23 protein-coding genes, 4 pseudogenes and 1 CRISPR repeat array are annotated in these 22,139 nt (G+C 39.9%); of the genes and pseudogenes, 9 read left to right on the top strand and 18 right to left on the bottom strand.

Features of this window, described 5'->3' with window-relative positions; all coding sequences use genetic code 11:
• Positions 1-81 precede the first annotated feature (81 nt).
• Entirely contained in the window at positions 82-720 is a 639-nt protein-coding gene (locus tag BLS14_RS28325; RefSeq protein ID WP_090955075.1) for a glucosaminidase domain-containing protein, read from the top strand.
• A 60-nt stretch (positions 721-780) separates the two neighbouring features.
• On the opposite strand, the gene BLS14_RS28320 is transcribed toward BLS14_RS28325, so the two are convergent.
• Positions 781-1,533, bottom strand: coding sequence for a hypothetical protein (locus tag BLS14_RS28320; RefSeq protein WP_090955073.1), 753 nt, complete (start codon positions 1,531-1,533; stop codon positions 781-783).
• Positions 1,534-2,252: 719 nt separating this feature from the next.
• Between BLS14_RS28320 and BLS14_RS28315 the strand changes: the two genes are divergently transcribed.
• Positions 2,253-2,834 (top strand): hypothetical protein, encoded by a 582-nt coding sequence (locus BLS14_RS28315; RefSeq protein WP_090955071.1) that lies wholly within the window; start codon positions 2,253-2,255, stop codon positions 2,832-2,834.
• Between the two features lie 111 nt (positions 2,835-2,945).
• Here BLS14_RS28315 and BLS14_RS28310 read toward each other — a convergent pair whose 3' ends face one another.
• Positions 2,946-3,860 carry a hypothetical protein gene (locus BLS14_RS28310; protein WP_090955069.1) on the bottom strand — a complete coding sequence of 305 codons (915 nt, stop codon included), beginning with the start codon at positions 3,858-3,860 and terminating at the stop codon, positions 2,946-2,948.
• A 420-nt stretch (positions 3,861-4,280) separates the two neighbouring features.
• Positions 4,281-4,700, bottom strand: coding sequence for a hypothetical protein (locus BLS14_RS28305; RefSeq protein ID WP_090955068.1), 420 nt, complete (start codon positions 4,698-4,700; stop codon positions 4,281-4,283).
• A 320-nt stretch (positions 4,701-5,020) separates the two neighbouring features.
• On the opposite strand from BLS14_RS28305, the gene BLS14_RS28300 reads away from it, so the two are divergent.
• Positions 5,021-5,299, top strand: a complete 279-nt coding sequence (locus BLS14_RS28300; RefSeq protein ID WP_090955066.1) for a hypothetical protein — start codon at positions 5,021-5,023, stop codon at positions 5,297-5,299.
• A 181-nt stretch (positions 5,300-5,480) separates the two neighbouring features.
• Here the strand turns inward: BLS14_RS28300 and BLS14_RS28295 are convergent, their stop codons facing one another.
• Together BLS14_RS28295 and BLS14_RS28290 are read right to left on the bottom strand one after the other, a co-directional pair.
• On the bottom strand, positions 5,481-6,197 hold the full coding sequence (locus BLS14_RS28295; protein ID WP_090955064.1) for a hypothetical protein: 717 nt from the start codon (positions 6,195-6,197) through the stop codon (positions 5,481-5,483).
• A gap of 24 nt (positions 6,198-6,221) precedes the next feature.
• A complete protein-coding gene (locus BLS14_RS28290) occupies positions 6,222-6,551 on the bottom strand; it encodes a hypothetical protein (protein ID WP_090955062.1) in 330 nt (109 codons plus the stop codon).
• 290 nt (positions 6,552-6,841) lie between these two features.
• Between BLS14_RS28290 and BLS14_RS28285 the strand changes: the two are divergent.
• Positions 6,842-6,955, top strand: a pseudogene (locus BLS14_RS28285) (universal stress protein); the annotation flags it as partial.
• Between the two features lie 334 nt (positions 6,956-7,289).
• Here BLS14_RS28285 and BLS14_RS28280 read toward each other — a convergent pair.
• Positions 7,290-7,775 (bottom strand): annotated as a pseudogene (locus BLS14_RS28280) (recombinase family protein); the annotation flags it as partial.
• A 211-nt stretch (positions 7,776-7,986) separates the two neighbouring features.
• Here BLS14_RS28280 and BLS14_RS28275 point away from each other — a divergent pair.
• From BLS14_RS28275 to BLS14_RS28265, 3 genes are all read left to right on the top strand, one after another.
• A complete protein-coding gene (locus BLS14_RS28275; protein ID WP_063568440.1) occupies positions 7,987-8,463 on the top strand; it encodes a hypothetical protein in 477 nt (158 codons plus the stop codon).
• A 383-nt stretch (positions 8,464-8,846) separates the two neighbouring features.
• On the top strand, positions 8,847-9,320 hold the full coding sequence (locus BLS14_RS28270) for a peptidoglycan-binding domain-containing protein (RefSeq protein WP_256336725.1): 474 nt from the start codon (positions 8,847-8,849) through the stop codon (positions 9,318-9,320).
• A gap of 40 nt (positions 9,321-9,360) precedes the next feature.
• The gene (locus BLS14_RS28265) at positions 9,361-10,014 is read left to right on the top strand and encodes a hypothetical protein (RefSeq protein WP_090955060.1); all 654 of its coding nucleotides are present in this window, start codon (positions 9,361-9,363) and stop codon (positions 10,012-10,014) included.
• A gap of 74 nt (positions 10,015-10,088) precedes the next feature.
• Here the strand turns inward: BLS14_RS28265 and BLS14_RS28260 are convergent, their stop codons facing one another.
• The 7 genes and pseudogenes from BLS14_RS28260 to BLS14_RS28240 all read right to left on the bottom strand — a co-directional run bounded on the left by BLS14_RS28260 (position 10,089) and on the right by BLS14_RS28240 (position 14,119).
• Entirely contained in the window at positions 10,089-10,535 is a 447-nt protein-coding gene (locus BLS14_RS28260; protein WP_090955058.1) for a hypothetical protein, read from the bottom strand.
• A 121-nt stretch (positions 10,536-10,656) separates the two neighbouring features.
• Positions 10,657-11,130 carry a M23 family metallopeptidase gene (locus BLS14_RS33360; protein WP_256336732.1) on the bottom strand — a complete coding sequence of 158 codons (474 nt, stop codon included), beginning with the start codon at positions 11,128-11,130 and terminating at the stop codon, positions 10,657-10,659.
• A gap of 78 nt (positions 11,131-11,208) precedes the next feature.
• A pseudogene (locus tag BLS14_RS33620) lies at positions 11,209-11,283 on the bottom strand (lytic murein transglycosylase); the annotation flags it as partial.
• 18 nt (positions 11,284-11,301) lie between these two features.
• Positions 11,302-11,727 (bottom strand): transglycosylase SLT domain-containing protein, encoded by a 426-nt coding sequence (locus tag BLS14_RS33615; RefSeq protein ID WP_371121676.1) that lies wholly within the window; start codon positions 11,725-11,727, stop codon positions 11,302-11,304.
• Entirely contained in the window at positions 11,724-12,320 is a 597-nt protein-coding gene (locus BLS14_RS28250; protein WP_090955056.1) for a hypothetical protein, read from the bottom strand. The genes BLS14_RS33615 and BLS14_RS28250 overlap by 4 nt, the downstream gene beginning before the upstream one ends.
• Entirely contained in the window at positions 12,317-13,120 is an 804-nt protein-coding gene (locus BLS14_RS28245) for a hypothetical protein (RefSeq protein ID WP_090955054.1), read from the bottom strand. The genes BLS14_RS28250 and BLS14_RS28245 overlap by 4 nt, the downstream gene beginning before the upstream one ends.
• A 15-nt stretch (positions 13,121-13,135) precedes the next feature.
• Positions 13,136-14,119, bottom strand: coding sequence for a CD3337/EF1877 family mobilome membrane protein (locus BLS14_RS28240; protein ID WP_090955052.1), 984 nt, complete (start codon positions 14,117-14,119; stop codon positions 13,136-13,138).
• Positions 14,120-14,969: 850 nt separating this feature from the next.
• On the opposite strand from BLS14_RS28240, the pseudogene BLS14_RS32365 reads away from it, so the two are divergent.
• Positions 14,970-15,053, top strand: a pseudogene (locus tag BLS14_RS32365) (IS3 family transposase); the annotation flags it as partial.
• Between the two features lie 45 nt (positions 15,054-15,098).
• Here BLS14_RS32365 and BLS14_RS28235 read toward each other — a convergent pair.
• Positions 15,099-15,704, bottom strand: coding sequence for a hypothetical protein (locus BLS14_RS28235; protein ID WP_090955051.1), 606 nt, complete (start codon positions 15,702-15,704; stop codon positions 15,099-15,101).
• Between the two features lie 170 nt (positions 15,705-15,874).
• Between BLS14_RS28235 and BLS14_RS28230 the strand changes: the two genes are divergently transcribed.
• Entirely contained in the window at positions 15,875-16,603 is a 729-nt protein-coding gene (locus tag BLS14_RS28230; protein ID WP_090955049.1) for a phosphodiester glycosidase family protein, read from the top strand.
• A 525-nt stretch (positions 16,604-17,128) separates the two neighbouring features.
• On the opposite strand, the gene BLS14_RS33350 is transcribed toward BLS14_RS28230, so the two are convergent.
• The 4 genes from BLS14_RS33350 to BLS14_RS28210 form a co-directional block, all read right to left on the bottom strand.
• Positions 17,129-17,263 (bottom strand): hypothetical protein, encoded by a 135-nt coding sequence (locus BLS14_RS33350; RefSeq protein WP_256336722.1) that lies wholly within the window; start codon positions 17,261-17,263, stop codon positions 17,129-17,131.
• A gap of 119 nt (positions 17,264-17,382) precedes the next feature.
• Positions 17,383-18,904: a CRISPR direct-repeat array (repeat unit 33 nt; unit sequence ATTTCAATCCACGCACTCCATACGGAGTGCGAC).
• Positions 18,905-19,256: 352 nt separating this feature from the next.
• The gene (locus tag BLS14_RS28225) at positions 19,257-20,078 is read right to left on the bottom strand and encodes a nuclease-related domain-containing protein (RefSeq protein WP_090955047.1); all 822 of its coding nucleotides are present in this window, start codon (positions 20,076-20,078) and stop codon (positions 19,257-19,259) included.
• A gap of 758 nt (positions 20,079-20,836) precedes the next feature.
• A complete protein-coding gene (locus BLS14_RS28215; RefSeq protein ID WP_090955043.1) occupies positions 20,837-21,133 on the bottom strand; it encodes a hypothetical protein in 297 nt (98 codons plus the stop codon).
• A gap of 613 nt (positions 21,134-21,746) precedes the next feature.
• Positions 21,747-21,908 (bottom strand): aspartyl-phosphate phosphatase Spo0E family protein, encoded by a 162-nt coding sequence (locus BLS14_RS28210; protein ID WP_090955041.1) that lies wholly within the window; start codon positions 21,906-21,908, stop codon positions 21,747-21,749.
• Positions 21,909-22,139: the final 231 nt, after the last annotated feature.

Below are 22,139 nucleotides of genomic sequence, written 5' to 3'. Positions count from 1 at the left end.
ATATCCCTACAAAAGTGCTTTTAGTTATATTGCGTTACGATTCGTAACAAAACAAAATAAAAGATTAAAGGAGAATTTACTATGCCTTGTGCTTCTAATATCAATAACTTTGTCAATGGCTCAGTCACATATAACGGTACGCGTTACGATCTTCTTCCATTAGCTAAATGGGTGTCTTATCAAAGTTGGAGAAAAAGTGGTGGCAAAAATGGCCTTCCTGTCTCCCTAATCATTGCACAATGGGGATTTGAGCATTCCTGGAGCACTACATCTGTGCAGAGTTCATACAATTTCGCTTACCAAGACGGTACCTGTGGGGCAACTTCTGGGGTATACGACCCTAATAACTCCACCCCAGGTAAACGACTGAAATTCACCAACATGCTGGACGGTATTCGCTCTTATGCTAGATTGATTATTGAAGGTTATATTCATGTTCGTTATGCATATACAGGCAAAGGAGGAAATGGCCCAGGAGCAATTGCAGCTGCAAATGCTTTAAGTGTAGGCTATTGGGCAGACTATGAGGGCCCTGCTACCTCTTATTGCTCCAGTACGTCGTTTGCCGTTAAGAGCGTAAGTACAAGACGCCTTTGGGCTGAAGCAGGATACAATGGAATGGATACAACTATTACAAGCTCTAATAACACTTGTTTGAACACTTTGCACTATATTCAGAAAACTGATCCGAACGTATATGGGTTGTCGGACATTTACTAAGCCTTGAATAACTGAAATAGAAAAAAGAAACTCTTCCGATTATAGCGGAAGAGTTTCTTTTTATTCAGCAATTAACTGCTTTTTGCTCAAATCTAATTTGTAAATCACGTCTTTCATGTCTTCCTCGGGCGTGCCAGCACCAACAGGTGGATGAACAACTAGACCATCATTTGCGACACTTAATGATGGCTTAGATTCAGAATAGAGAAGTGTCTTAGAAACTTGGTCCTTTTTAACAATCTCCAATGGGAATCCCTCACCACTTTGTTTATCGATCGCGAATACATACCCTTCTAAACCATGTCCCGTTTTATATTGTGGGGTAAGGACATAAACATCAGCATCTTTAAAACTCATCTTTTCAAAGGTTATTTTTTTGTCAGATGGTTGGACAAATAAATAGGCCGGTAGTTCCAATAAAACTTTATCTTGGCCATCGTATCTGTAGACGATAGAATAATTACTCTGGAAGGTCTGATCACCCTCTTGCCCCAGCGTACTCGATACGTTCAAGTGTCCTCGCTCTTCTTTACCATTAGAAATCATAAGCAGTGTTCCCTTATCAGTTTTTTGTTCTGCTCGAATCGATTGGTTTTCATTAACTGAATCAATGGTAATTGAATTGGTCAGAACAGACTTAGGGAATACACTAGCTATATCACCCGAAGGGTTTTGTTTTTGAGTAGATGAATTGTTAGAATTTTGGGCCGCTTCTTGTTTTTTGGTATTACTAGGTGTGGTCGTTCCAGCGTTTTGTTGATTATTACAGGCAACAAGCAAACTAAATGATAAAACCGACGACGCTAACAGCAAAGCATGTTTATTAATTGTAATCTCCCGCTTTCATATATAGATTTCACCTTAAATTATACAGATACATTTATCCAATAAGTTTAAAAAATGTATTTCTTTGTTGAAAAATACGTAATAATTTGATTCCGATTTCCCTTCTCTTTTTCACCTCCACTTCATTTCCAGGTAATCCCCTGTTCTTATATAGAAACGGAAATAAATGAAAAAAGTTGCTATTTTGAAAATTAAAACGTAGCGTATCGTTACGCATTATTATATGATATAAAAAAACACCTTTTCTAAAAAAAAGGAATTGATAGAAAATGGATTCATTATTATTTCTTTTTTTATGATTATAAAACATTATAAAACAATATTTGATAAAAATAACAACAAAACGTCAATAACTGCTCAACTGGTCAGCTAATAAATACCGCGAATAGGAACACGCGGCAGCAGTGCCTAATTCGTTTGCAGGATCAGCTCTTTATGTCTTGGGACGGTAAAAGACAAATGGATTCAGTTTAAAATACAACAAAGCTGGGATATGGTTGAATCGAATCCAAAGCTGTATGAACGATCAGCTGCAGGAGCTGGCCGGAATTACAAAATAAATCAAAAGTGAACATTGGACTCAGCATCAAACATTCATATATGTTGACATATATATAAAACGAATGATATATTTTTAATGTAAATATTTTCAAATAAAATACAATATTTAGAAAAGAGAGAATCGAGTGAACAAGGTTACAAAGGCACTAGGGTCGCTTGTATTAGGCGCCGCAGTCGCAACAACTTCTTCTGCTTTTGCAGATCCAACACTGCAGTCAAACGCTGCAGCAAAAATTTCACCTAAAAAAGATATTCCTGGCAATGTTATTACGGTAGATACTTCGGTTAATGATAATGCTATCCATGGAGAAGTAGGTGATATCCTCTTTGATGGCACTTACTACTATGAGAGACTTCCAGATAATACTCAAATAGTCCCTGACGGACCATCTCCTATGGCTTCAACTGAAGGATTTGTTGTTAGTAACTTTGCCGGTAATACAAGTTTAGACAAGTCTATCGTATTGTCTGGTACATATGTTTACTGGAAAATTTGGATCAAAAATACGGGTTCTTCGGCTATTACATTAAGTATTGCTGGTGACAAAAACGGTCCTCACAGCATTCCAGGAGGCGAGACATGGAATATTTGGAGTGATAATGCTTGGGGTACTGGTACTTACAAAGTAGGTTTTACAAATGGTAGCGGTATGCAAGGGCAGGCGGCAGCTCGTATTGGCGAAAGCATTGCAGATCTGAGTCTTTAATTCCTTCTAAAACTTTCTTTTAACAACGTTTTTTCACTCTAATACTAATAAAACGAGCAGAACGGATTAATCGTTTTGCTCGTTTTTTTATACAGCTGATTCAGGTTTTAATCAGGACTCTGCTTTTAGAATGAAAGGATAACTGAAAACAACATAAGTTTTGAGGAAACTTCCTTCGTTACTAAACTGCCAGGGACTAATATAATTATAAGGAAGTTTTTCGTATGTTTCGAATAAAGTATCTGGCAAAGTACTACCTGTAATGTGATATCCCTTAGATATGAGGTCGGTATAAACGAGAGAAGGAACCTCATGTAAAAAATCTATATTAAAATTCGCAGCTTTAAGAATTTCTTCCGATCCCTTTCGCCAGGTATCTGTACTTTCATTATAACTAAGTTCAAATGTATCCGTAGAATGAAAAAATAGCCCCTCTTTAGATAATATCGTTGATATAGACTGGAATAGCCCATTAATTACCCTCTCAGAAAGACGGTTTACCGCCATATTATACTCCCAAGAAATATTACCCTTCATAGCTAACATTTCCATCATAAAAAAAGGAGATACTAATTGTGTTGTTAGATGACAAGTCATGATGAAGTCAAAAGAACCCTCCAACTTATTTGTCCACTCATCCCTGTATTCAAGTTTATCAATCATCTGAATGATTTCAAGTTCGGTCAACTTCCGGAGAGAAGGAATTTGTGATCCAACTCCCGAAACGTCAACATGAACGAACTTGAATTTTTCAGGGCAAGATACTTGTTTTAGAAGTTCTTTAAAACTATCAGTATCGATGTCTACAACCACAATTGATTCATAATTAGCTTCCAGTTGCGACAAAGGTAGATCATAACCATTTCCAGCCCCAATAAGAAGAGCCTTTCCACCGTAGGTTGGACGGATCTCATTCAATCGATTGTGAATCAAACTCATACGATCGCGAAAGTTTGACCACATTGCCCCTATTTTAAGGTTAGTGCGATTTGAGTGTTGCTGTTCTTTTTCTAATCCTGATTTCATCAGCCTTATCCTCTCATAGATGATATATGTTTTCATCTAAATTATAGCACATTAGAAGTCAAAATCTGGTAGAATCATACTCCTTTAAAATCTTATAAAAAGTATTCTTCTTCAGGCCCAACCTTCTCATAAATTCTACCGCCGAAAGTTCGTTATTCTTCCGGCGATAATACTCAGCATCCAAGATGTTCCTTTGCTCAGGTGTATGGGTACTCAAGTTGATTTGTGTCCGACCCAGTTAGCCTTGTATACAAAAATGTAAAATGTAATCATCTTGAATTCCTTGGTCACGGAGTACAGTTAACTGCTGGTCTTCGTGGGTACTCTAGCGTATCCATATTTGGTTTTACAGTTAAAAGGATGACTACACTATTTAGCATAAAAAAGCACCCTCTTTAAGGGCGCTTCTAAAGCTCACAACTACTTATTCTTTTTGAACCAAAATCTAAATCCTATCTCGCTAGAATTATCGCAATATATATAATACTTAGGGTTCTCCATTCCAGAAGTCGTATTCGGTTCTGTCATAGATACATTAAAATCAAGTGTACTAGTATTGCCATCTAACTCCACTTCAAGCTTAAGTGGTAACACCATATTACTACTATTAACGAAAGCATCAATATCAATTAGTGCATCAAGCAATCTGTATGTAGCAGATCTCCCATCACGATTACCCATTACTTCGAGACGATACTCTTGCTGAATTGCTAAAGTAAAATCTTCAAGCAAAAATGGATCAAGTTGTGATATAACTCTATTGCTCTTAGTTTGTAGCTCCATACTAACATTAGTTGCATCGATTCTTGTTTGTTGCTCTTTAACTGATCTAAAACCCATGGAAATCGCTCCTTTTGATATTATTACAATTTTTACAAACTAGTGATGTTTCTTGATTATCCGTTGAAAAGCTATTTTATATCTGAATTAGAAGATATAGATTAGAAGATATAGAATAGTGTCCAATAAGTCAATATATTGATAACAAGTTCATAATCCTCAATCATTTGCACTCTTGCTCATATTATATGTAATTGTTATTTCTGGATTCATATACGCGCCGATATAATTTCTTCATGTATGTATAATTGATGTATAGATACTTTTTGATGACTTAGTTGACTACTAATAAATTCGATATTCGAATGGAGGTAAGTGCTATGGAGTACCGATTTGAACAAGGTTACTTTTTGATTTATTTTCCTGCTAGAAGTACCAGTACTGGAGACATTATGGTGGTAAAATTATTAGACAGACCATTTAAAGATAGACTTGAATTCCTTATAAATAGCAAGAACTATGAGTGCACATCACGTTATGAATATTTAACGTTTGAGCCAAATTCAAACAATAAATCTGAAAAGCCCGGTGCATTCTCAGCGGTACGAAGCGAGTACAATCGAATGTGGGCAACAATGAATTCATATTTTGAAAAGTAAAAAGCTCATCGTCCCGATTTGGAACGATGAGCTTTTCCACTATTTAGTATACATCAAAATTTAATTGGCAGTTGGGAACGACCTCCGTGGGGGTAGTTAGGTGCTATGGCTATCAGGCCAACTTTCAGAAGATGATTTTAGGGTTTTCAAATTCAACTGCATATCATCTAAGTTTTCGGCCTTATCTACCGAAGCTTAAGATTCCTTTACCGGAATCAGCTAAAATTATAAACTTTCCATTAGTTTTGTGTTTGTATTTATGTGCAGCAGTTGCGCCACTACTTATAGTTTCATTATAGTCATTGGGGTTAGCTAAAACATCATCTCTAGTAGTGCCAGCAGCTAACAAATAAGCGTATAAATTAGTTGTACCTACTTCACTTTTATGACTATTAAAGTGGTATTCTAAGGACTTCCTACGATCGACGAATGAACCAGCATGCCAATTTAGAGAAGCTAATTGTGCTTCTGAATATTCCAATCGGGCATTTCCTGTTAAATTTCTCGTACCGCTACCGTCAATAACTCTTATTTTAACATCGTATATCATTGTAGTTTTAGTCATAGGTACGTTCCAAACAAATGTTTTTCCAACTACTGCGGGTACACTTCCTGATTTAGGAGCTAATGCGCCATAATCAGTTACTGTACCACTCACTGTTACATTATCCAAAGCGTCTACGCCGATATTCCCAACGTACACTCCCAAGCTACTATAAGAGGGAGATACTGTAATAGGTATTCCATTGGGAACGAACAGGGCTTCATTTTGTTCATATGTAACCGTTGGGGCATAGGGATCATTAGTATTAGAAGCAAGATCCTCTGCAAATACAGATGTACTAATGGAAAATAACATCATAAGGGTCAAAAGAGAGCTAATAATTTTTTTATTCATTCATAGAACACTCCTTAGTTTGGATTACAATCCACAGATAGTGAAGCAAGGGTACTTCTTGAAGCAGACATTTGCCCACTCATCAATCTCGGTTAGAAGTTGTTTCATTTGTACAGAATCAGAAGACAGTACAATTCGTTTGATATTTCCCCAGTCGGTTTTTCCAACTTCTGTGGGACCAAAATAGTTAAAATTCACTAGATTATTGGCCAATACTTCGACAAACCCTGTTTTACCTATTACTTCTTCTGTCAGATAGATTGAACTCTCTAACCAATGTGTTTTATTTAGTTGCCCTTGCATAAATTCAAATACATCGTGCCCTGAAAGTTCATCTTTTTTTAAGATTAACATTTACATCCCCCATATTAAGCTCTCTTAGAGATAATATAGCATGGTACAAAAATAGAACAGATAGATTACATTCGGCTATAAATTTTATAACATAGCATCCGTCCTTTCACTACACTTTAGAATTTGATAAATGAAATTTATTGATTAGAATATAAAATAAAACAATATAGACCATTTATCTGGAATTATTTTATCATATATTGTATTTATATGTAATAAAATTCCTGTTTCGTGTAAATTTTTAGATAAAAAACAGGCTGATGATGTTATAGAGAGGTCCCCTGGACGTAGATCTCATCATTATTGGCAGTCGTAGACTAAATTCGCTCTAGGAATTCGTTCTGGGAAGTATAAGCCACAAAGTCGTAAAGAGAGCCACTTGTCCCGTAATGGTTGTAAAATAAAAAGGAATTTTAATAAACCGGAACTATTTACAAAGTAGGTTTTACAAATGGTAGTGGTATGCAAGGACAGGCGGCAGCTCGTATTGGCTAAAGCATTGCGGATCTGAGTCTTTAATTATTCCTAAAACTCTCATTTAACTAAGCTAACTTTTTTCGTTTAGTTTTTAGATAAAGATGATAAATTTTTGTGTTGCTTATAATAGTTGCCTATGAACCAGGTCTTCCCACAGTATCGTTCGTCGATCAACAGTTAAATATCTTTTCCTAGTGAGAGAGAATTTGCTTCAATAAAAAAACAACAGGCTATAAGATTGCCCTGTTGTTTTTATTGAATTTATAGAGCATTCCTTTTTTCGAATTCCTTCACAATTTTATAGAAGGTGTTCTTCTTCAATTCCAACTTTCGCATAAATTCTACAGCCGAGAGTGTGTCATTCTTCCATTGGGGATACTCAGATTCTAGTATGTTCCTTTGCCATGGTTTAAGAGTATTCAAATTGATCTGTGGTCGTCCCAGGTGCTTGCCCTGCTTCTTTGCTTCAGCAATTCCTTCAGCCTGTGCTTGCTTAATGCCATTACGTTCCTCTTCAGCGAGCCAGCTAAGTATCTGAAGCACAAGATCCATAATTAGCTGCCCAATCCCCTCCAACTCCTGGTACTTCCGCGTATCGAGAATTGGGATGTCGATCACCACAACATGAATTTTCGCTTCGATCAGCCATTGCCACTCTTTCAATATCTCCTGTTTATTGCGGCCAAAACGATTTATTGATTTTACATAGAGGGTATCTCCCTCACGCATGACGCGCTTTATTAACTGATATTCAGGTCGGTAGAACGTGCTATTTCAAGTTATCCTTAAAGATATACCTTTACGGACGGCGAGCCCCCTAAGGCGTCTTCTTGAAAACTCCCAGTTCTTAGTCCACTATTTATTATCAGAAATCTCACAACCTCCGAGTAATTTACTACGTTATATAAGTAGACCTAAGGAAAAATTAAAAATAACTATCGAAAAGGAGCCTCGATCCATGAAGAGAAAAAGATTAGTACCTCTTTTGCTTGCTGGAATTGTTGCTGGATCTATTTTAGTAGCATCTACTACAACTGCGGAAAGAGTTGTTGCCCAAACTCCGATGGAGGCAGCAATTGAGTACTTTGATGCTTACATTGCTAAGGATGCTGAGGGAATGATGTTCTATTCAAAAGATACAAACTATTTGGATGAGAAAAGTCGTAAAGAAGGATATGTAAAGGATTTTAAAACCAATCCTACTACTGGGTATGAAATTGTGGAAAGTAAACAAATCAACAGTAATGAAGTTCAACTTTATGTAGTTCAAAAGTATGCAGGACAAAGCTATGAACAGTCGCCCCCACTCCCATTTAAAGTTTTCAAAAGCGAAACTGGATGGAAGGTTTTAGTAGAGCCATTGGAAATCAACACTGCGACAGGTGAAGTCACTAAAGGTACGCCGATACACGCTAGGAAGTATATGGATAATTAGTTTTTTCTTGAAAAAATATGGATAGAGAGGTTCATGTTTAAAAACGCTTTTGTGGATACCACAAAAGCGTTTTTTTCATTAATAAATGAGACTAGTTCTTAATTCTAATAGTAGCAGTGGCTTGAGCTGGATACGACTTTTTAACTCAGCAGGAAAAAAAGGATATAAAATTATACCTTTAGGGAGGGCTCAAAAAACATTTTAAATTTTTGCCAACTTTTTCAAAACTGACAACGTTATTTATTTAGTTGAACAAATTTAATCAGCAATATGATCAGATCTGTTACATGAAATAAACAAACAGAACCTTTTTCCCTATTTCGGTAAAAATGGTGAATTTTAACTCTCATTATGGTAGATTTTAGTAGAAACATACAATCATTTTGAAGAAAACAGGAAAAGCTCTATTGGCTATGGCACTCTTATCCGTAACTGTGTTGGGAGGGGTTGCATCAGCAGCAACTATTAGCAAAACAACTTGGCCTTCTGTAAAAGCTGGCTCAAGTGGTGGCTTTGTTAGTGCGTTACAGGCTGATCTCTGGTCTTCTGGTTACCAGAACACAGTTGGTACTGTTGATGGCAGTTTTGGTAGCGGAACCACCTCTGCCGTTAAATCCTTCCAGACTGCTGAAGGCTTGACCTCTGATGGTGTTGTTGGTAATGGCACATGGTCAAAACTGGATAATTATATGGTGTATAATACCGCTAATAGTCGTTTTTATCGAAACTCTGGAAGTACAACGTACCAAACCTACTATCTTATGCTTGCTGATGGATCTAGAACCATTCTAAACTATTTTTTAGAGTATCGCTCAAATAGAAACACAGTAAAAAGCGGAACTGTTTTTTCTGAATAGAATCAAACTATTATATTGAAAAATGAGAGGAGCATTAATAATGAAAAAGAAGAATACGATTGTTGCAGTGCTTGCTACGGTTACTCTACTGGGTGGTGCTGGCTTTGCTTATAACCAAGCATTCGCTTCAAACTCGGACGAGCAACCAACCACAAATTATGAATCGTCTTCAGTAGCTGAAGTGCAAATTACTACTCCTACGATTGAAGAGGGAACACCGCTAGCAGAAACTCCTGAAGGTCAACTTGCTGAACGTAAACAACTTGAGCTAGAGGATATTGGTGAAGTGAATATCCCTTTAAATTTGGATACTTCTTCAGTAGCTGGTATTATGTCTACAAATGAAACTGAGAACAACCCTATTGTAGAGCTTGTTGAAGTTCAAGCATCCGAGAATATTTATGGAAAAGAGGTTTATGCCACTTATCGATTGGCCGAAGGTCAAGAGATTTTCATCTCTCAATCTGAGGATGTTTTAGAGAATGAACAAGCAACTGTGGAATTAGCAAAATCCTGGTATGATCCAAACAATGTTTCTACTCAAGAAATTAATGGCGCTACTGCTGTCATTGAAAATGGTGAAACAAGAAAAACGGTTCACTTGATTAAAGACGATGTAATGTATACTATTTGTTCAAATGGCGCGGACAACCTTGATCAGTTAATCGAGATTGCAAACGGAATCCAGCCTTAAGGAATTATAGAAAAAGCATCTCCTTCAGGAGATGCTTTTTTGCTACGTTTATGTCTCCAACATGCATTCTTACCCTACAAGCACCCATGCCAGAAAATAGAATCGTCTGTTTTGAAATATATAGAGTCTGTTTCTATTGAGCTTTTTCCGGCTCTAACCTCAAATATCTTACTAATGCCCTTGATCATCTCATAGACTTGATCAATTCGCCTAAGATTCACCGATTCATTTTCTTCCAACTCCCTGGCTTTACGCCATAAATACTGATTAAAGAGCATCAGATCCGCGCAGTGGCTTTCTATACCTTGATTTTCCATAACAGTCCAATATAGTTCTACATCTGCCCCATCCTCTTGCCAATAGGCTTCTTTAATGGGCATAAACCGTTCTGCAAGCCCGTTGAAGTATAATCGGTACCGTTCTTCCTGTTCGATCCATTGGCGCTCTGTGGAGCGTTTGAACGGCTCTACAAAGTCACTTCTACTAAGCTTATAGCATGTAAGATACTCAGCATCACTCAAATGACCTATTGGATTCCGGAAAATAAAAATATCACCTTGCCTGGCAACCCAACGGTCTTACCCTCATATCCAGGGACGTGTTCCTTTACCCGCACAATGATTTTTTCATTTAGCACGTCTCTTATCCCCCCACAAACGGCAAAGGATTTACTTTTCTGCCATTGATAATGATTTCGAAATGTAGATGGTTCCCGGTGCTGCTGCCGTTTGACCCACACCCGCCAAGTACAGTTCCCGCAGCTACTTGATCCCCTACACGAGCATTGATCGAAGACAAATGGGCATAGGTAGTCACATAGCCGCCCCCATGATCCACACGTACATACTGGCCGTAACCTTTACTGGGGTTACTCGCATCTTGCCAGCCCGCCATAATAACCTTTCCAGCTTTAGAGGCTGGTATCGGCTGTCCGTGGGAACAAGCAAAGTCTACACCTTCATGCGGTTTTCCTACTTCGCCAGTAACGGGATGTGTACGCGGGCCAAATCCGGACGTAACCTGGCCGTTGACCGGACGACTAAACCCTGCTTTACCCGGTTGCGGTATCGTAATAGCATCGTACCCTTCAGTTACGTAAAGGGTAGCGTACTTCATTACTTCAGAAATATATTCCTGGCTGTGGTTGTATTGGTATAGCGCTGCTTCAAAGTTACCCGAAGCGGCACCGTTTTTCCCGAGGTAATTGGCTGCGGAAAAGACAGCATCCTCTAAATCCCACATATCTGCTTTTCCATCACCATTCGCATCTACGCCATAGCCGCCATATCAGTCAATGACGACCAAGCTGGTTTTTTCTTCGGCACTGAAATTCCCTGCTCCTGAACCACTGCAGGAGCTATGCCCCCATCCGATAAAAGTACATGGCATGAACTGCATGTGCCCTTCTGCCCCAACGGATGAAATCATGGGATCTAACGTAGAGAACCGGGTTTCAATTCGGTGTACCGCCGCCAATAGATTCCAAGGAACTCCATATTTCTCTGCGGCAGCTTGATAGATTGGGATATACTCCGCTGGGATCTCAGATTCGCCCAGCTCAGATATGATTCCACTGCCCCATCCTGCACCGCCCCCGTAATCACCAGAATCTGAGCTGCTGAACATCATAACCATAAACATAAGTACAAACAGGACACCAACAAAGAAAATCGGAATTAAGGCCAATCCCCCAAATATAGTGAATTTCTTCATGGATTCCACGCCCTTGAACGTACACCAAGATCATCAATCTTCCATTTTCCATCTATCAATTTGACCTTAATGATATAGGCTAACGTACTTGCACGAGTTTGGCCGTCCTGATCGGTATGCTCCACCTCAATGTCTGCATTCCACCATTGTTCCTGCAATCCCTCTTTCTGCGGTTCCAGGTCTACATTGATCAGCTTGGTTTTGACGATCGTTAGTGTAGCCCGGCGTTGCTCCTGTTCTAATGCTTTATAGAGCTTATCAGTTACATAAGGCTTAGACTGTTCCAAAAAATCAGTTGGACTTTCAACATCGAACGGTACGTACGCCTTCAGAAATTCCGGAATAACTTTCTGGATCTCCGTTTGCATTTCTTCCGTTGGGGCCGCTACCTCTTCAGCCTCCTTCTCTGATACGGCTTGCTCATTTGGGGTGTACTGGCGAACCGGCTTCTCCTGAGTAACAGGCTGCTGCTTCTGTTCAGCAACAGCCCGTTCTTTTTCAATGCGATTCCCTTCAAAAATCGATCCAATAAGTAAGGCTATCATACCTAAAGCTATAATTGAGCCAAGCCATGTTTTCACTGGTCCCTTCATGACTCGTCGCCCCCCTCGTTGTTAGAAGGATTTAACGGAATATTCTGCACCCGGTTTTCCTGTTGTCCAGAACGTATAGGTGTGGAATCGGCATGATCTGCTGCTTGACGTTCTACGCTTCTGTTCCCAAGAGATTCTACCCCTCTGGATGTTCGTATTCTCTCTGGCTGCGGTCTTCTTGGACTTGAGCTTTGGCTTTGTTCCCATCTTGTGCCAGGAATGACGTTAAGAGGTACCGTCTGTGGCGCTTGTCCACTATTAGTGGTGCTATGCGGCACACGCGAGTCTATTGCTTGATCCTCATTAGGCAAAGACGCAAATAATGAAGCGTCATTCCCTGAAGATCCTTGGCCGCCTGATAAGGACTCAGGTTCATTCCGTAAATTCCCACCGCCAGTGAAATAATCACTCGATCTAGTAGGTTCATCATAATTCGCGTTCCCTGGTGCTGCCCCTAGGCCGCCTGATAAGGACACAGATTCATTTTGTAAATTCCCGCCGCCAGTGAAATAATCACTCGATCTAGCAGATTCATCATAATTTGCATTTCCTGGTACCCCTACGCCGCCGTGTAGCGGCGTAACGTTAGAACCATTACCCATTCCCTGAACACTTCCAGACGAATGGCCGTTATGCGGACTCTGGCGCATGAAGGCTGGTATTGCCAAGTCTCCCGCAGCGCCAATGCTGCCTTTCGTATCGTTTAAAGACACCGTTTGTGGCACACTCGCGGAGCTTGTCGCCGCTACTTCTGCTCCGGCACTACCCGCCATTACCCCAGCTAACACCTTGGCGCTCACGCCGCTTCCACTGGCTCATAGTGGTGGCGGATCTCCTAAACTTTCAGTTTGCAACGGCGCGTTATCGTCAAGATCGTTATCTGTATCAGTACCGGCAGTAGCATTAATATCTGAAGCGTCCAGGCGTTCATTCTCCAATGCTGCTACGGTGCCTGTATCTCTGCCGCTCTCCATACTATCTATTGCTGCTCCCGCCGTAGCTCCCGCCGCTGGTCCACCGGCCATGGTTCCTGCTGCTTGAGCAGCTCCACGTGTCACCTTATGCCTAGCAGCGTTCATGCGACGGTCAAACTGTGATGCTTCCATAGCCAATTGCCGCGCAGCTTGGTTGCCGGCAAATAATATTTTGATTAGGCGATTACGAATCAGGAAGATCAACACCAGGATAACAAACTCAATGATGGCAACGGCAATGTATCCGATGCTGTCGCTATTCCCCTCCTGATACACGACCTCCGACATCGTAAATACAATCAACGCTATAAACGATACGCCCAATTTAAGAATGAGCGGCAATGCCAGTTCCTCCGTATATCGGCGGAACACACCTCCACCCGCCGGAAATGCTGCAATGAGTAAGTAAAACGGTGCAAGTGAAGCCACGGCCAAAAACCAAAACTGAAGCACGATGATGAGTAATGCCAAGGCAAATATCGGAATGGATGTAATCCCATTAACTACAGTGTACAATCCAGTGAAAACCAAACGCTCCGGTACTTGTACATAAGTCATCATTCCATTTCCTGACTCTTTGACTTCGTTCTTTTCTACGAAATCCTGCCTCACTTGTCCTGGCGGCTTACTCAAAAGTTCATCAACCCGACTTTCTCCTACCTCACTTTCCTTATCCGTTCCATATTGCATATATAAATAGGGACGATGTACAAATAAATCCCACATATTGTTGCCCATGCTTTGCCTTGCGCTTAAACCGTCTTCACTTAGGGACGAACCGGCATTGTTATCTGACAGTAAGAAAACCTCTTCATTTTCTTGCAATATAATCTCTCCATATCTCACATATTCATGGAGTCAAAGGTGTGAGACCAGGCATTTTTTGACCACATATTTTTTTACAAATATATACAAAATTAACTATCGGTCAATTTTCAAACAATCAAACACCTTTGTAAAAAAGGTAAATGGGATGTATATATTTGGTAACATACATCCATGAGGGAGTGAGCCAGCTATGTTAAATGAAAAAATCATTGTGCGGGTCAGTGATCACGTACCTGGATATTAAGAGAAAACAGTGGGTGTTACCCGGCAAGGTGACGTTTTCATATTTCGCAGCCCGATCGGTAATTTAAGTGATGCTGAGTATCTTACATGCCATAAGCTAGTAGAAGTGATTTTGTAGAGCCATTCAAACGCTCTACAGAGCGCTAATGGATCGAACAAGAAGAACGTACCGATTTTATACAGCAACGACTTGCAGAACGATTTATGCCCATCATAGAAGCGTATTGGCAGGATGGTGGGGAGATAGAATCCTATTGGGCTATGATGGAGAAACAAGGCATCGAAAGCCATTGCGCGGATCTGATGCTTTCAACCAGTTTCTGTGGCGTAAAGCCAGGTAGCTAGAAGAAAATGAGTCGTCTAAGTCTAATCTTAAAAGAATTGATCAGGTGTATGAAATAATCAAGGGCATTAGTAAAATATCTGAAGTTAGGGCCGACGAAGCTCCATAGAAACGGACTCTATATATTTCAAAACGGACGATTCTATCTTCTGGCATGGGTTGCTTATAAGGGGGGAGAATGCATGTTCAAAGCATATAGGTTTACAGAGTGTGGTGGAAATTATTTCCCCCTGATCCGGTAGAGACAGCTGCAGAGGTACCTACTACAACCACTATAGATACCAGTGGAACCTAAAAAGAATGACCCCTGTACAATACAGAGATCATCTTCTTGGAACAGTATAGTTCTTTACATAGGGTACAGTTTACAAGAGGGAGCCGTCTTAATTCTTAATTACCATCCATTGTTGCAATGAGCCATGTTCCGCTATCCTTATCCTCCAATAAGGAATAGGTCATAACTCCTTGCTCAATTTGTTCTTTTATATTTCTAGAAAAAGTAACAATCACTTGAATACGTTTTGCATCTTCATCATAAGTAATTCCATTTAGTTCGTTAAATTCAAATTTCACTCCATCTTCATACTTATAATTAAACCAATCCATATTTACTTTGATGGAATCCTCATCAAGCATGTTTTCTTTAAACTTTGTTTCATCATGCTGAACAATAGCTTTCATATTATTTTGAACTTTGTCGGCTATGTCCTGCGTGAAGAAATCTTTCACATGCTCGGATAAGTCAATGGAAACCCCTTCTTTAAAAGTTGAAAGATCAGGTTCTTTTTGACTAAATTCTTTGTTATATAGAATGGTCTTGCTTCCTATTTTATCCGCAGATGTATTTGTTGAACCCGTTGCATCTTGGGTACTTTCTGATCCATTACTTACCTCTTCTTGACTTACATTAGTATTCTTTGATTCTTGGCCGCATCCGGATGCAAGGGCGATGGATAGAACGGCCATCACACTAATTATGCTTTTTTGAAATCTCATCTACATCATCTCCATAAATAAAATGTATAACTTTTGCAATTTTATATTGCGTAACGTAACGCTATATAATATAATAAGAGTACAAGAAATTATCTCATTTCGTTGAGGGACGAAATTTAAGATAATTCCCTCTTCTTGTATAACCACAATTAGAAAAGGGGAAATCAAATATGGGACAAGCATTATATCGTGGTAATACAACAGTTAATGGCGTTAGCGGTGTTCATTATATCAGTGCAGATTTAGCCGATGTATCGGTGCGCTCTATTGAATCATCAGTGTATGCCTCAGCGTACCCTGGCATTAATGGTACTTTCTTTTCTGGTGCTACTCTTGTTGGTATTGCTGCAAAGCAAGGTGGAGTACAAGTTGCACCTAATGGAGCATCTAATGCAAATGCAACTTATGATCGTAGTACATTGGTTTCTTACAATTATGGCGGTGCAAACTGTGGTGTGTCTCTTCTCAAACGAATCAGTGAATTTCCTTATGGATTATCCAGTATCAATTGGGCGATTGGCGGTATTGGTCTATATCTAAATGATACTTTCTCTGGAGATACCGAAGAAAAACGAAGACAAGCTTACATTGATAAGTGTGTTGCAGTTGAACACGCTCAATCTGTTAACTCCTTTACGGATAGTGCTAAAATTAACCGAACGGCTATTGGCTATAAAAACTCAACTAAAAAAGTAGTCATGTTGTATCTGCAAAGTGGTTCAGCATGGGATTGCAGAAATGTATTGAAAGCTCTTGGCTGTGATACCGGTATCCTTCTTGACTCCGGAACATCGTCTCAAATGAAGGCAAAAGATTCTAGCTTTAATGTGATCAAAGTGAATAGTAAAACTAACTCTGTTTATAGTATGGTTGCAGTTGAGCCTTCCTCTTGGGCTTGAGTATCTCACTCCTTCCTTGATATATGATAAACGTTGGATTACAACAAAATGTTTCAAAAATACTAACATATATTATCAGTTTCGTTACTGATTCAAAAGCTAAAATGGATTGATGACATAGATCATCAATCCATCTTTTTTATGTTTCATCATCTTTTAAGTCAGCTATTGAGCACATTAAAGTGACATAACATACATAACATTCAACGGGACAGTTATAAATAAAGCCGGTCTTCAGTAAACACAAAAGGGATACCCCTACGTATAAACCCCGTTATAACTAACACGGAGTTTAGATACGCATAGAAGAGAATTAGGTATCAACCCTCTCCCTTTTTATCTTGGCAAATAGCTGTTCTTGGGGTTGTACTTTGATGAAACGTCCTAACCAACAGATTCATCGTCTTATCAAGTTGAGCCAGGCGCTTCTCTAATCCATCCATTTGTTTGTTGAATTTAACAAGTAAGGTCTCAAGCAGGATAAGACAAAGAGCAAAAGGGAATCCAACGTTTCCGATAGTAAGTTTACTTCATATCGATCTGCTTCATTGCATCGGTGGTTGTTACATGTTCTTCTTTCCATTGCTTGTATACTTGAATAAATCTATCATCGATCTCTTGTCTTGGTCTACAAAATTTTACTCCTGCTGTTTTAGCCACTTCAATATCTTTCGCCTACCATTGTCGATTCTTTTTTCGTTCCTGCTCAGCTACATACGCCAGTAAACTTTCTGCTGTATAATTTATGAGAAGATTGGGTCTGATGGAAAGTAATCGACTATTTCAATCTACGGACTCCATGCGGAGTGCGACTCAACCGATCAAACCTTTCCTGAGATTCCCGAGTGATTTCAATCCACGCACTCCATACGGAGTGCGACTCGTCAATTATCCGATCACCGCATGCCACTTCAGAATTTCAATCCACGCACTCCATACAGAGTGCGACTTTTATGCGATAATATTTAGCCCTATGCCAGCATAATTTCAATCCACGCACTCCATACAGAGTGCGACCCATTAACCTGGCATCGGATCTGGCCGAAGTGCAATTTCAATCCACGCACTCATAAAGAGTGCGACAAGGTGCCCATTGCATATGCGAACATGAAAGACTAGTTTCATATCACGCACTCCATACGGAGTGCGACTCGTTCAGCCGATCCGTGATCCAGCCATGATCGAGATTTTAATCCACGCACTCCATACGGAGTGCGACGGTTATGCGTGGGGTAGTTGATCGGATTGATCAATTTCAATCCACGCACTCCATACGGAGTGCGACTGCTGCCTCAATCAACGTGCTTCACGATCCTTTCTATTTCAATCCACGCACTCCATACGGAGTGCGACATCAATCATTCAGGGTATCCTAAACGTCAAGGAAGGATTTCAATCCACGCACTCCATACGGAGTGCGACGAAAGACATTGGGGAGTATTTGATGGATTCATGGATTTCAATCCACGCACTCCATACGGAGTGCGACCCAACTGAGCTGTATGTCTCACCCTTATCATCAATATTTCAATCCACGCACTCCATACGGAGTGCGACGTCAACCGTTGAAGATATGTCACCTAAAAAAGAAGATTTCAATCCACGCACTCCATACGGAGTGCGACGTGATCCGCACCGTAATTCCAAGTCAGGTTCAGGATTTCAATCCACGCACTCCATACGGAGTGCGACTTCGGCTGTTTATTTCATCCGAGTGTCTGAAGGCATTTCAATCCACGCACTCCATACGGAGTGCGACAGTCGCAAGGAGGGCAATAAATGAGTAACACTATATTTCAATCCACGCACTCCATACGGAGTGCGACGTCCTGGCGTTCGTACGTCGGGTTAACCTTGACGATTTCAATCCACGCACTCCATACGGAGTGCGACTGGATCGAGTCCGACGAACGTCAGTTTATTCTCAAGATTTCAATCCACGCACTCCATACGGAGTGCGACGAAGTATAAACTGTTGTCGGTAAATCCGCTGTATTATTTCAATCCACGCACTCCATACGGAGTGCGACCCAGAACCTTCAAACTTACAAATTAAATATGAAAATTTCAATCCACGCACTCCATACGGAGTGCGACGTGATCTTGCCCCAGTTGTCTCGGATAGCCGTATAATTTCAATCCACGCACTCCATACGGAGTGCGACGCGAACGTGGCAGGCAGCGTCTTGGTGAGTTGCTATTTCAATCCACGCACTCCATACGGAGTGCGACGAAGATGGGTCCAGTTTGCTGTACACCACACTTACAATTTCAATCCACGCACTCCATACGGAGTGCGACAGCGAAAATACACGTATCAAGTTATGTTTAAAATACCTTCATACGTAATTCCGATACTTTTTCCACATATTAGCTCCACTATATCCCACAACAGCATATAAACTCAATATCCTTGTTACCAAAAGGTCACAAATCTGAAGATTTCGACAAATTTCGAGGTGCGAATCTCCCAGGGAAATCATGTGAGCTTGGCATTCGCACCTCTACCTGGCGATTATCCAAATAGCTTATAACATAGCTTCCCTAAAGCTAAAAAATAGAAAGCATACTTCCTCCCCACATATTATTTCATACCTTGGAACCCATCACGTGAATCCTTCGAAAACTGGATTCAAGCTGATTCAACTTTACATTACGCATCTTTACGACGTTGAACGAATTCCAAGTGCTTCCTTTTTATTTCCTCCGATACCTCTGTTTGTGGCAGCAGGGAATCATAAACGACTATCGTACTTTCGTCATTTAAAACATCAGGAAGGATGTGAAATAGTCCCTGTAATTGGCTTGTTAGATTTATATGTTTCGTAATAACGGTGCCTTTTGATTTAACTTTGATCATATCGATATTTGAATCGTTATTAAATACGATAATGGAATGGAACGGTATGTCTTTATAGCGTTCACCCAAAAAAAGCTTAATAGCTCGAATATGCCCCGCATTCTGCATAATTGGATTGTAAAATTCATTTCGATCCTCAATAAACGCTTGATTCCATATGCGTTCATCTTCATTCCCAACAATCACTCCCCGATAGTTTTTGGATTCAATTACATAGATTCCTGTACTATGGATGGCAACTAAGTCCACTTCAGTGTATTGTCCACTGCTTGTTGTTACATAAAGAGATGAAAGACATTTGATATCGGGGTGGCTTTTTAGAACAGCTTCAAGCACAATGGCTTCTCCCTGCTGCCCCTTATCCAAAAGAACTACTGGAGTATCTACACATGAGCTACTTTGCACGCCTTCCCATTCCTCTTTCTTTCCTAAACTCCTTTCTATGCTTCTTTCCTGTTCTTTATGGGTAAGCGAGCGATTAAGGTGGGTGCGGCTTGAGAAAATCCCCCTAAGTATTCCTATTAAAGCTACAATTCCAAACAAAATCCCGACAACAAGTCCAAGGTGATCAAAAATCCACGTCACAATGGTTGCAGTTCTTGTTAGTAAATACACCTATCTATCACCCCGTACTATGTTCTATTTCACCTGAACGTTCTATACAACTTCTGTTTAATACAAAGATCTTTTTTAGATACTTCTCAGCCTTATAATCCTTACGAAATGTCGTACAGTGCACTACTATTTACTTCGCTCCTCCAAAAGCATTTTTGACTCACCTTCAATGATATTACGAGTCCTAACGATATCATCCTTTTAAAAGGCTTCGATCATATGTATTAGGTCAGTTCGATCTATGAGCTTCATATAATTGATTTCAGCCATTTTTTTATGTATCTTTCTTTCTCTTCTCGAATGCGATCCACGAATAATACGTTACCCAGAATAGTAACGGAAATATCGCTACTGCAGTATAGCGTTTACCATGAGGGAGCGTAAAGATAGCAACAATGGAGATCGGTAATATAATGGCAAGTAGAATTAGATATTTGTCCCAATGTCTTTTTAATATCTCCAACCCCTCCTTAATCGAAGATCAAAGTCAAATTCATATGTACTTCGTTTGCCCGCCTTCGCTCAACATTCCTTCGTCCCAATCAAAACGGGTTTTAAAAGAGCTGTTGCGATGCTCCCAAATGTCTGGGACATCTGCAAGCGAATCCTGATTCAATAGCTTTTAGTGCTGGATATAGATACTCGGAATATCATTGTCATACTACACTGCACATACTCATTTTCTCCATCGTTCTCAACACCACTCTTAACTCCCGTTCATTCAATACGAACTCATCGTACACTCCTTATCATCAAGCTCACACTTCATCATTAGCAGATAAAGCTGGAATATGTGCTAAAGTTCGTCCATCTGTCAGTTTTTCAATTCTATCTTTTTGTACATTACGAAATATATCTGAATGGAGAAAACGCTCCGTTGAGCCAATGACACTTTTACCATCCAAGTACATTTGGTACTCTTTACTTGAATGAAAATAGATAAGTACTTCACCGTTTTCATCTGCAAGTTTATCAATATCGTATCTAGGGTTTACCTTGAGTCCTTCTTCTCTTTCTTTTTCCAATCTCTTCAATATTTCCGTTACACTTTCCATTCACTCAAACCTCCTATTGAATAGATTCGATTAAATCAACTACACCGAATCCTATCGTATCTCCAACGTATTATAAATCAAGTAAAAGCAATCTCAAATGAATCCAATTCCCCCATCGGGTTCTTATATAGTCTACCATTTCTCAACATGCTATGGGTATACATGGGAATCACTTGTTTTTCCTTTCAGCGTACATTTTGCGTGCATACTCCGTTACATGGCACTTTATCAAAATATTTTTACACATAAAAATACAGAGATCGTTTTATTTACTCGTAAAGGCGTTTTGAAATGGTATGCCTAATTTATCTACTGCAGCCTGTTTTTCCTGTCCTGCTGCTTATACAACTACCTTCTTTTCATCTTTAAACCTACGTAACTAACTGCCCACATCAGTCGTGCTGTTATCTATGGGCTGTTGTCAATTGCAAGACACTCTACTCCTCGAAGTATTGCTGTCCCATTGGCTCACCATATCGTCAGAGGGACGATAAAACACACGATAATTCATAAACCCTCCCTCACATTAACTTCTCCTTTATGTGGTATAATAAAGGGGCGAAGGGGTCCAAATCTTCGCCCTAGCTCGTTTGTTGTACTAAACAAACGGGCTTTATTTATTTCTTTGATGTTGTCGATCATACTCATTAAGTACGTTGTCCAACTTCTGCGATTTTTCCACTACTTCCACTGCTGTTAAACCCATCCGTTCCGCTAATTCAATGAGCTCTTTTCTCAACTCTTCAATTTGAATACGCAACGCTTCCGAACCCATATTGAGTTCACCTCCTTTCAAATTCCCTTAATTTGAACAGACTTTTTTCCCCTAACCCTCATTCGGCACCGTTTGCCTGTCTAGCCCTAGCGGCGATGAGCGGAATCTTTTAAGGTTGGTGAGCAGTTATCTTGCGAGCTGACTTGCCTTACCTTATGAAGTTTTCAAAGAGAAAATCATTCGTTTACCGTAGCCGTCGCAGATTTAAGATCATATAGGTTCTCGTAGTGC

It is taken from the genome of Paenibacillus sp. OK060, assembly GCF_900101205.1.
Taxonomy (GTDB): domain Bacteria; phylum Bacillota; class Bacilli; order Paenibacillales; family Paenibacillaceae; genus Paenibacillus; species Paenibacillus marchantiae.
Note: the sequence above shows the minus strand (reverse complement) of the source record. Positions and strands in the feature narration are given on the sequence as shown.

Coding starts and splice junctions, on each gene's coding strand:
- BLS14_RS28210 (WP_090955041.1), bottom strand. CDS start 21,908: ATGGGTTCGGAAGCGTTGCGTATTCAAATTGAAGAGTTGAGAAAAGAG.
- BLS14_RS33360 (WP_256336732.1), bottom strand. CDS start 11,130: ATGAAGTACGCTACCCTTTACGTAACTGAAGGGTACGATGCTATTACG.
- BLS14_RS28295 (WP_090955064.1), bottom strand. CDS start 6,197: ATGAATAAAAAAATTATTAGCTCTCTTTTGACCCTTATGATGTTATTT.
- BLS14_RS28265 (WP_090955060.1), top strand. CDS start 9,361: ATGAAAAAGAAGAATACGATTGTTGCAGTGCTTGCTACGGTTACTCTA.
- BLS14_RS28290 (WP_090955062.1), bottom strand. CDS start 6,551: ATGTTAATCTTAAAAAAAGATGAACTTTCAGGGCACGATGTATTTGAA.
- BLS14_RS33615 (WP_371121676.1), bottom strand. CDS start 11,727: ATGAAGAAATTCACTATATTTGGGGGATTGGCCTTAATTCCGATTTTC.
- BLS14_RS28300 (WP_090955066.1), top strand. CDS start 5,021: ATGGAGTACCGATTTGAACAAGGTTACTTTTTGATTTATTTTCCTGCT.
- BLS14_RS28310 (WP_090955069.1), bottom strand. CDS start 3,860: ATGAAATCAGGATTAGAAAAAGAACAGCAACACTCAAATCGCACTAAC.
- BLS14_RS28215 (WP_090955043.1), bottom strand. CDS start 21,133: ATGGAAAGTGTAACGGAAATATTGAAGAGATTGGAAAAAGAAAGAGAA.
- BLS14_RS28325 (WP_090955075.1), top strand. CDS start 82: ATGCCTTGTGCTTCTAATATCAATAACTTTGTCAATGGCTCAGTCACA.
- BLS14_RS28250 (WP_090955056.1), bottom strand. CDS start 12,320: ATGAAGGGACCAGTGAAAACATGGCTTGGCTCAATTATAGCTTTAGGT.
- BLS14_RS28275 (WP_063568440.1), top strand. CDS start 7,987: ATGAAGAGAAAAAGATTAGTACCTCTTTTGCTTGCTGGAATTGTTGCT.
- BLS14_RS28230 (WP_090955049.1), top strand. CDS start 15,875: ATGGGACAAGCATTATATCGTGGTAATACAACAGTTAATGGCGTTAGC.
- BLS14_RS28235 (WP_090955051.1), bottom strand. CDS start 15,704: ATGAGATTTCAAAAAAGCATAATTAGTGTGATGGCCGTTCTATCCATC.
- BLS14_RS28305 (WP_090955068.1), bottom strand. CDS start 4,700: ATGGGTTTTAGATCAGTTAAAGAGCAACAAACAAGAATCGATGCAACT.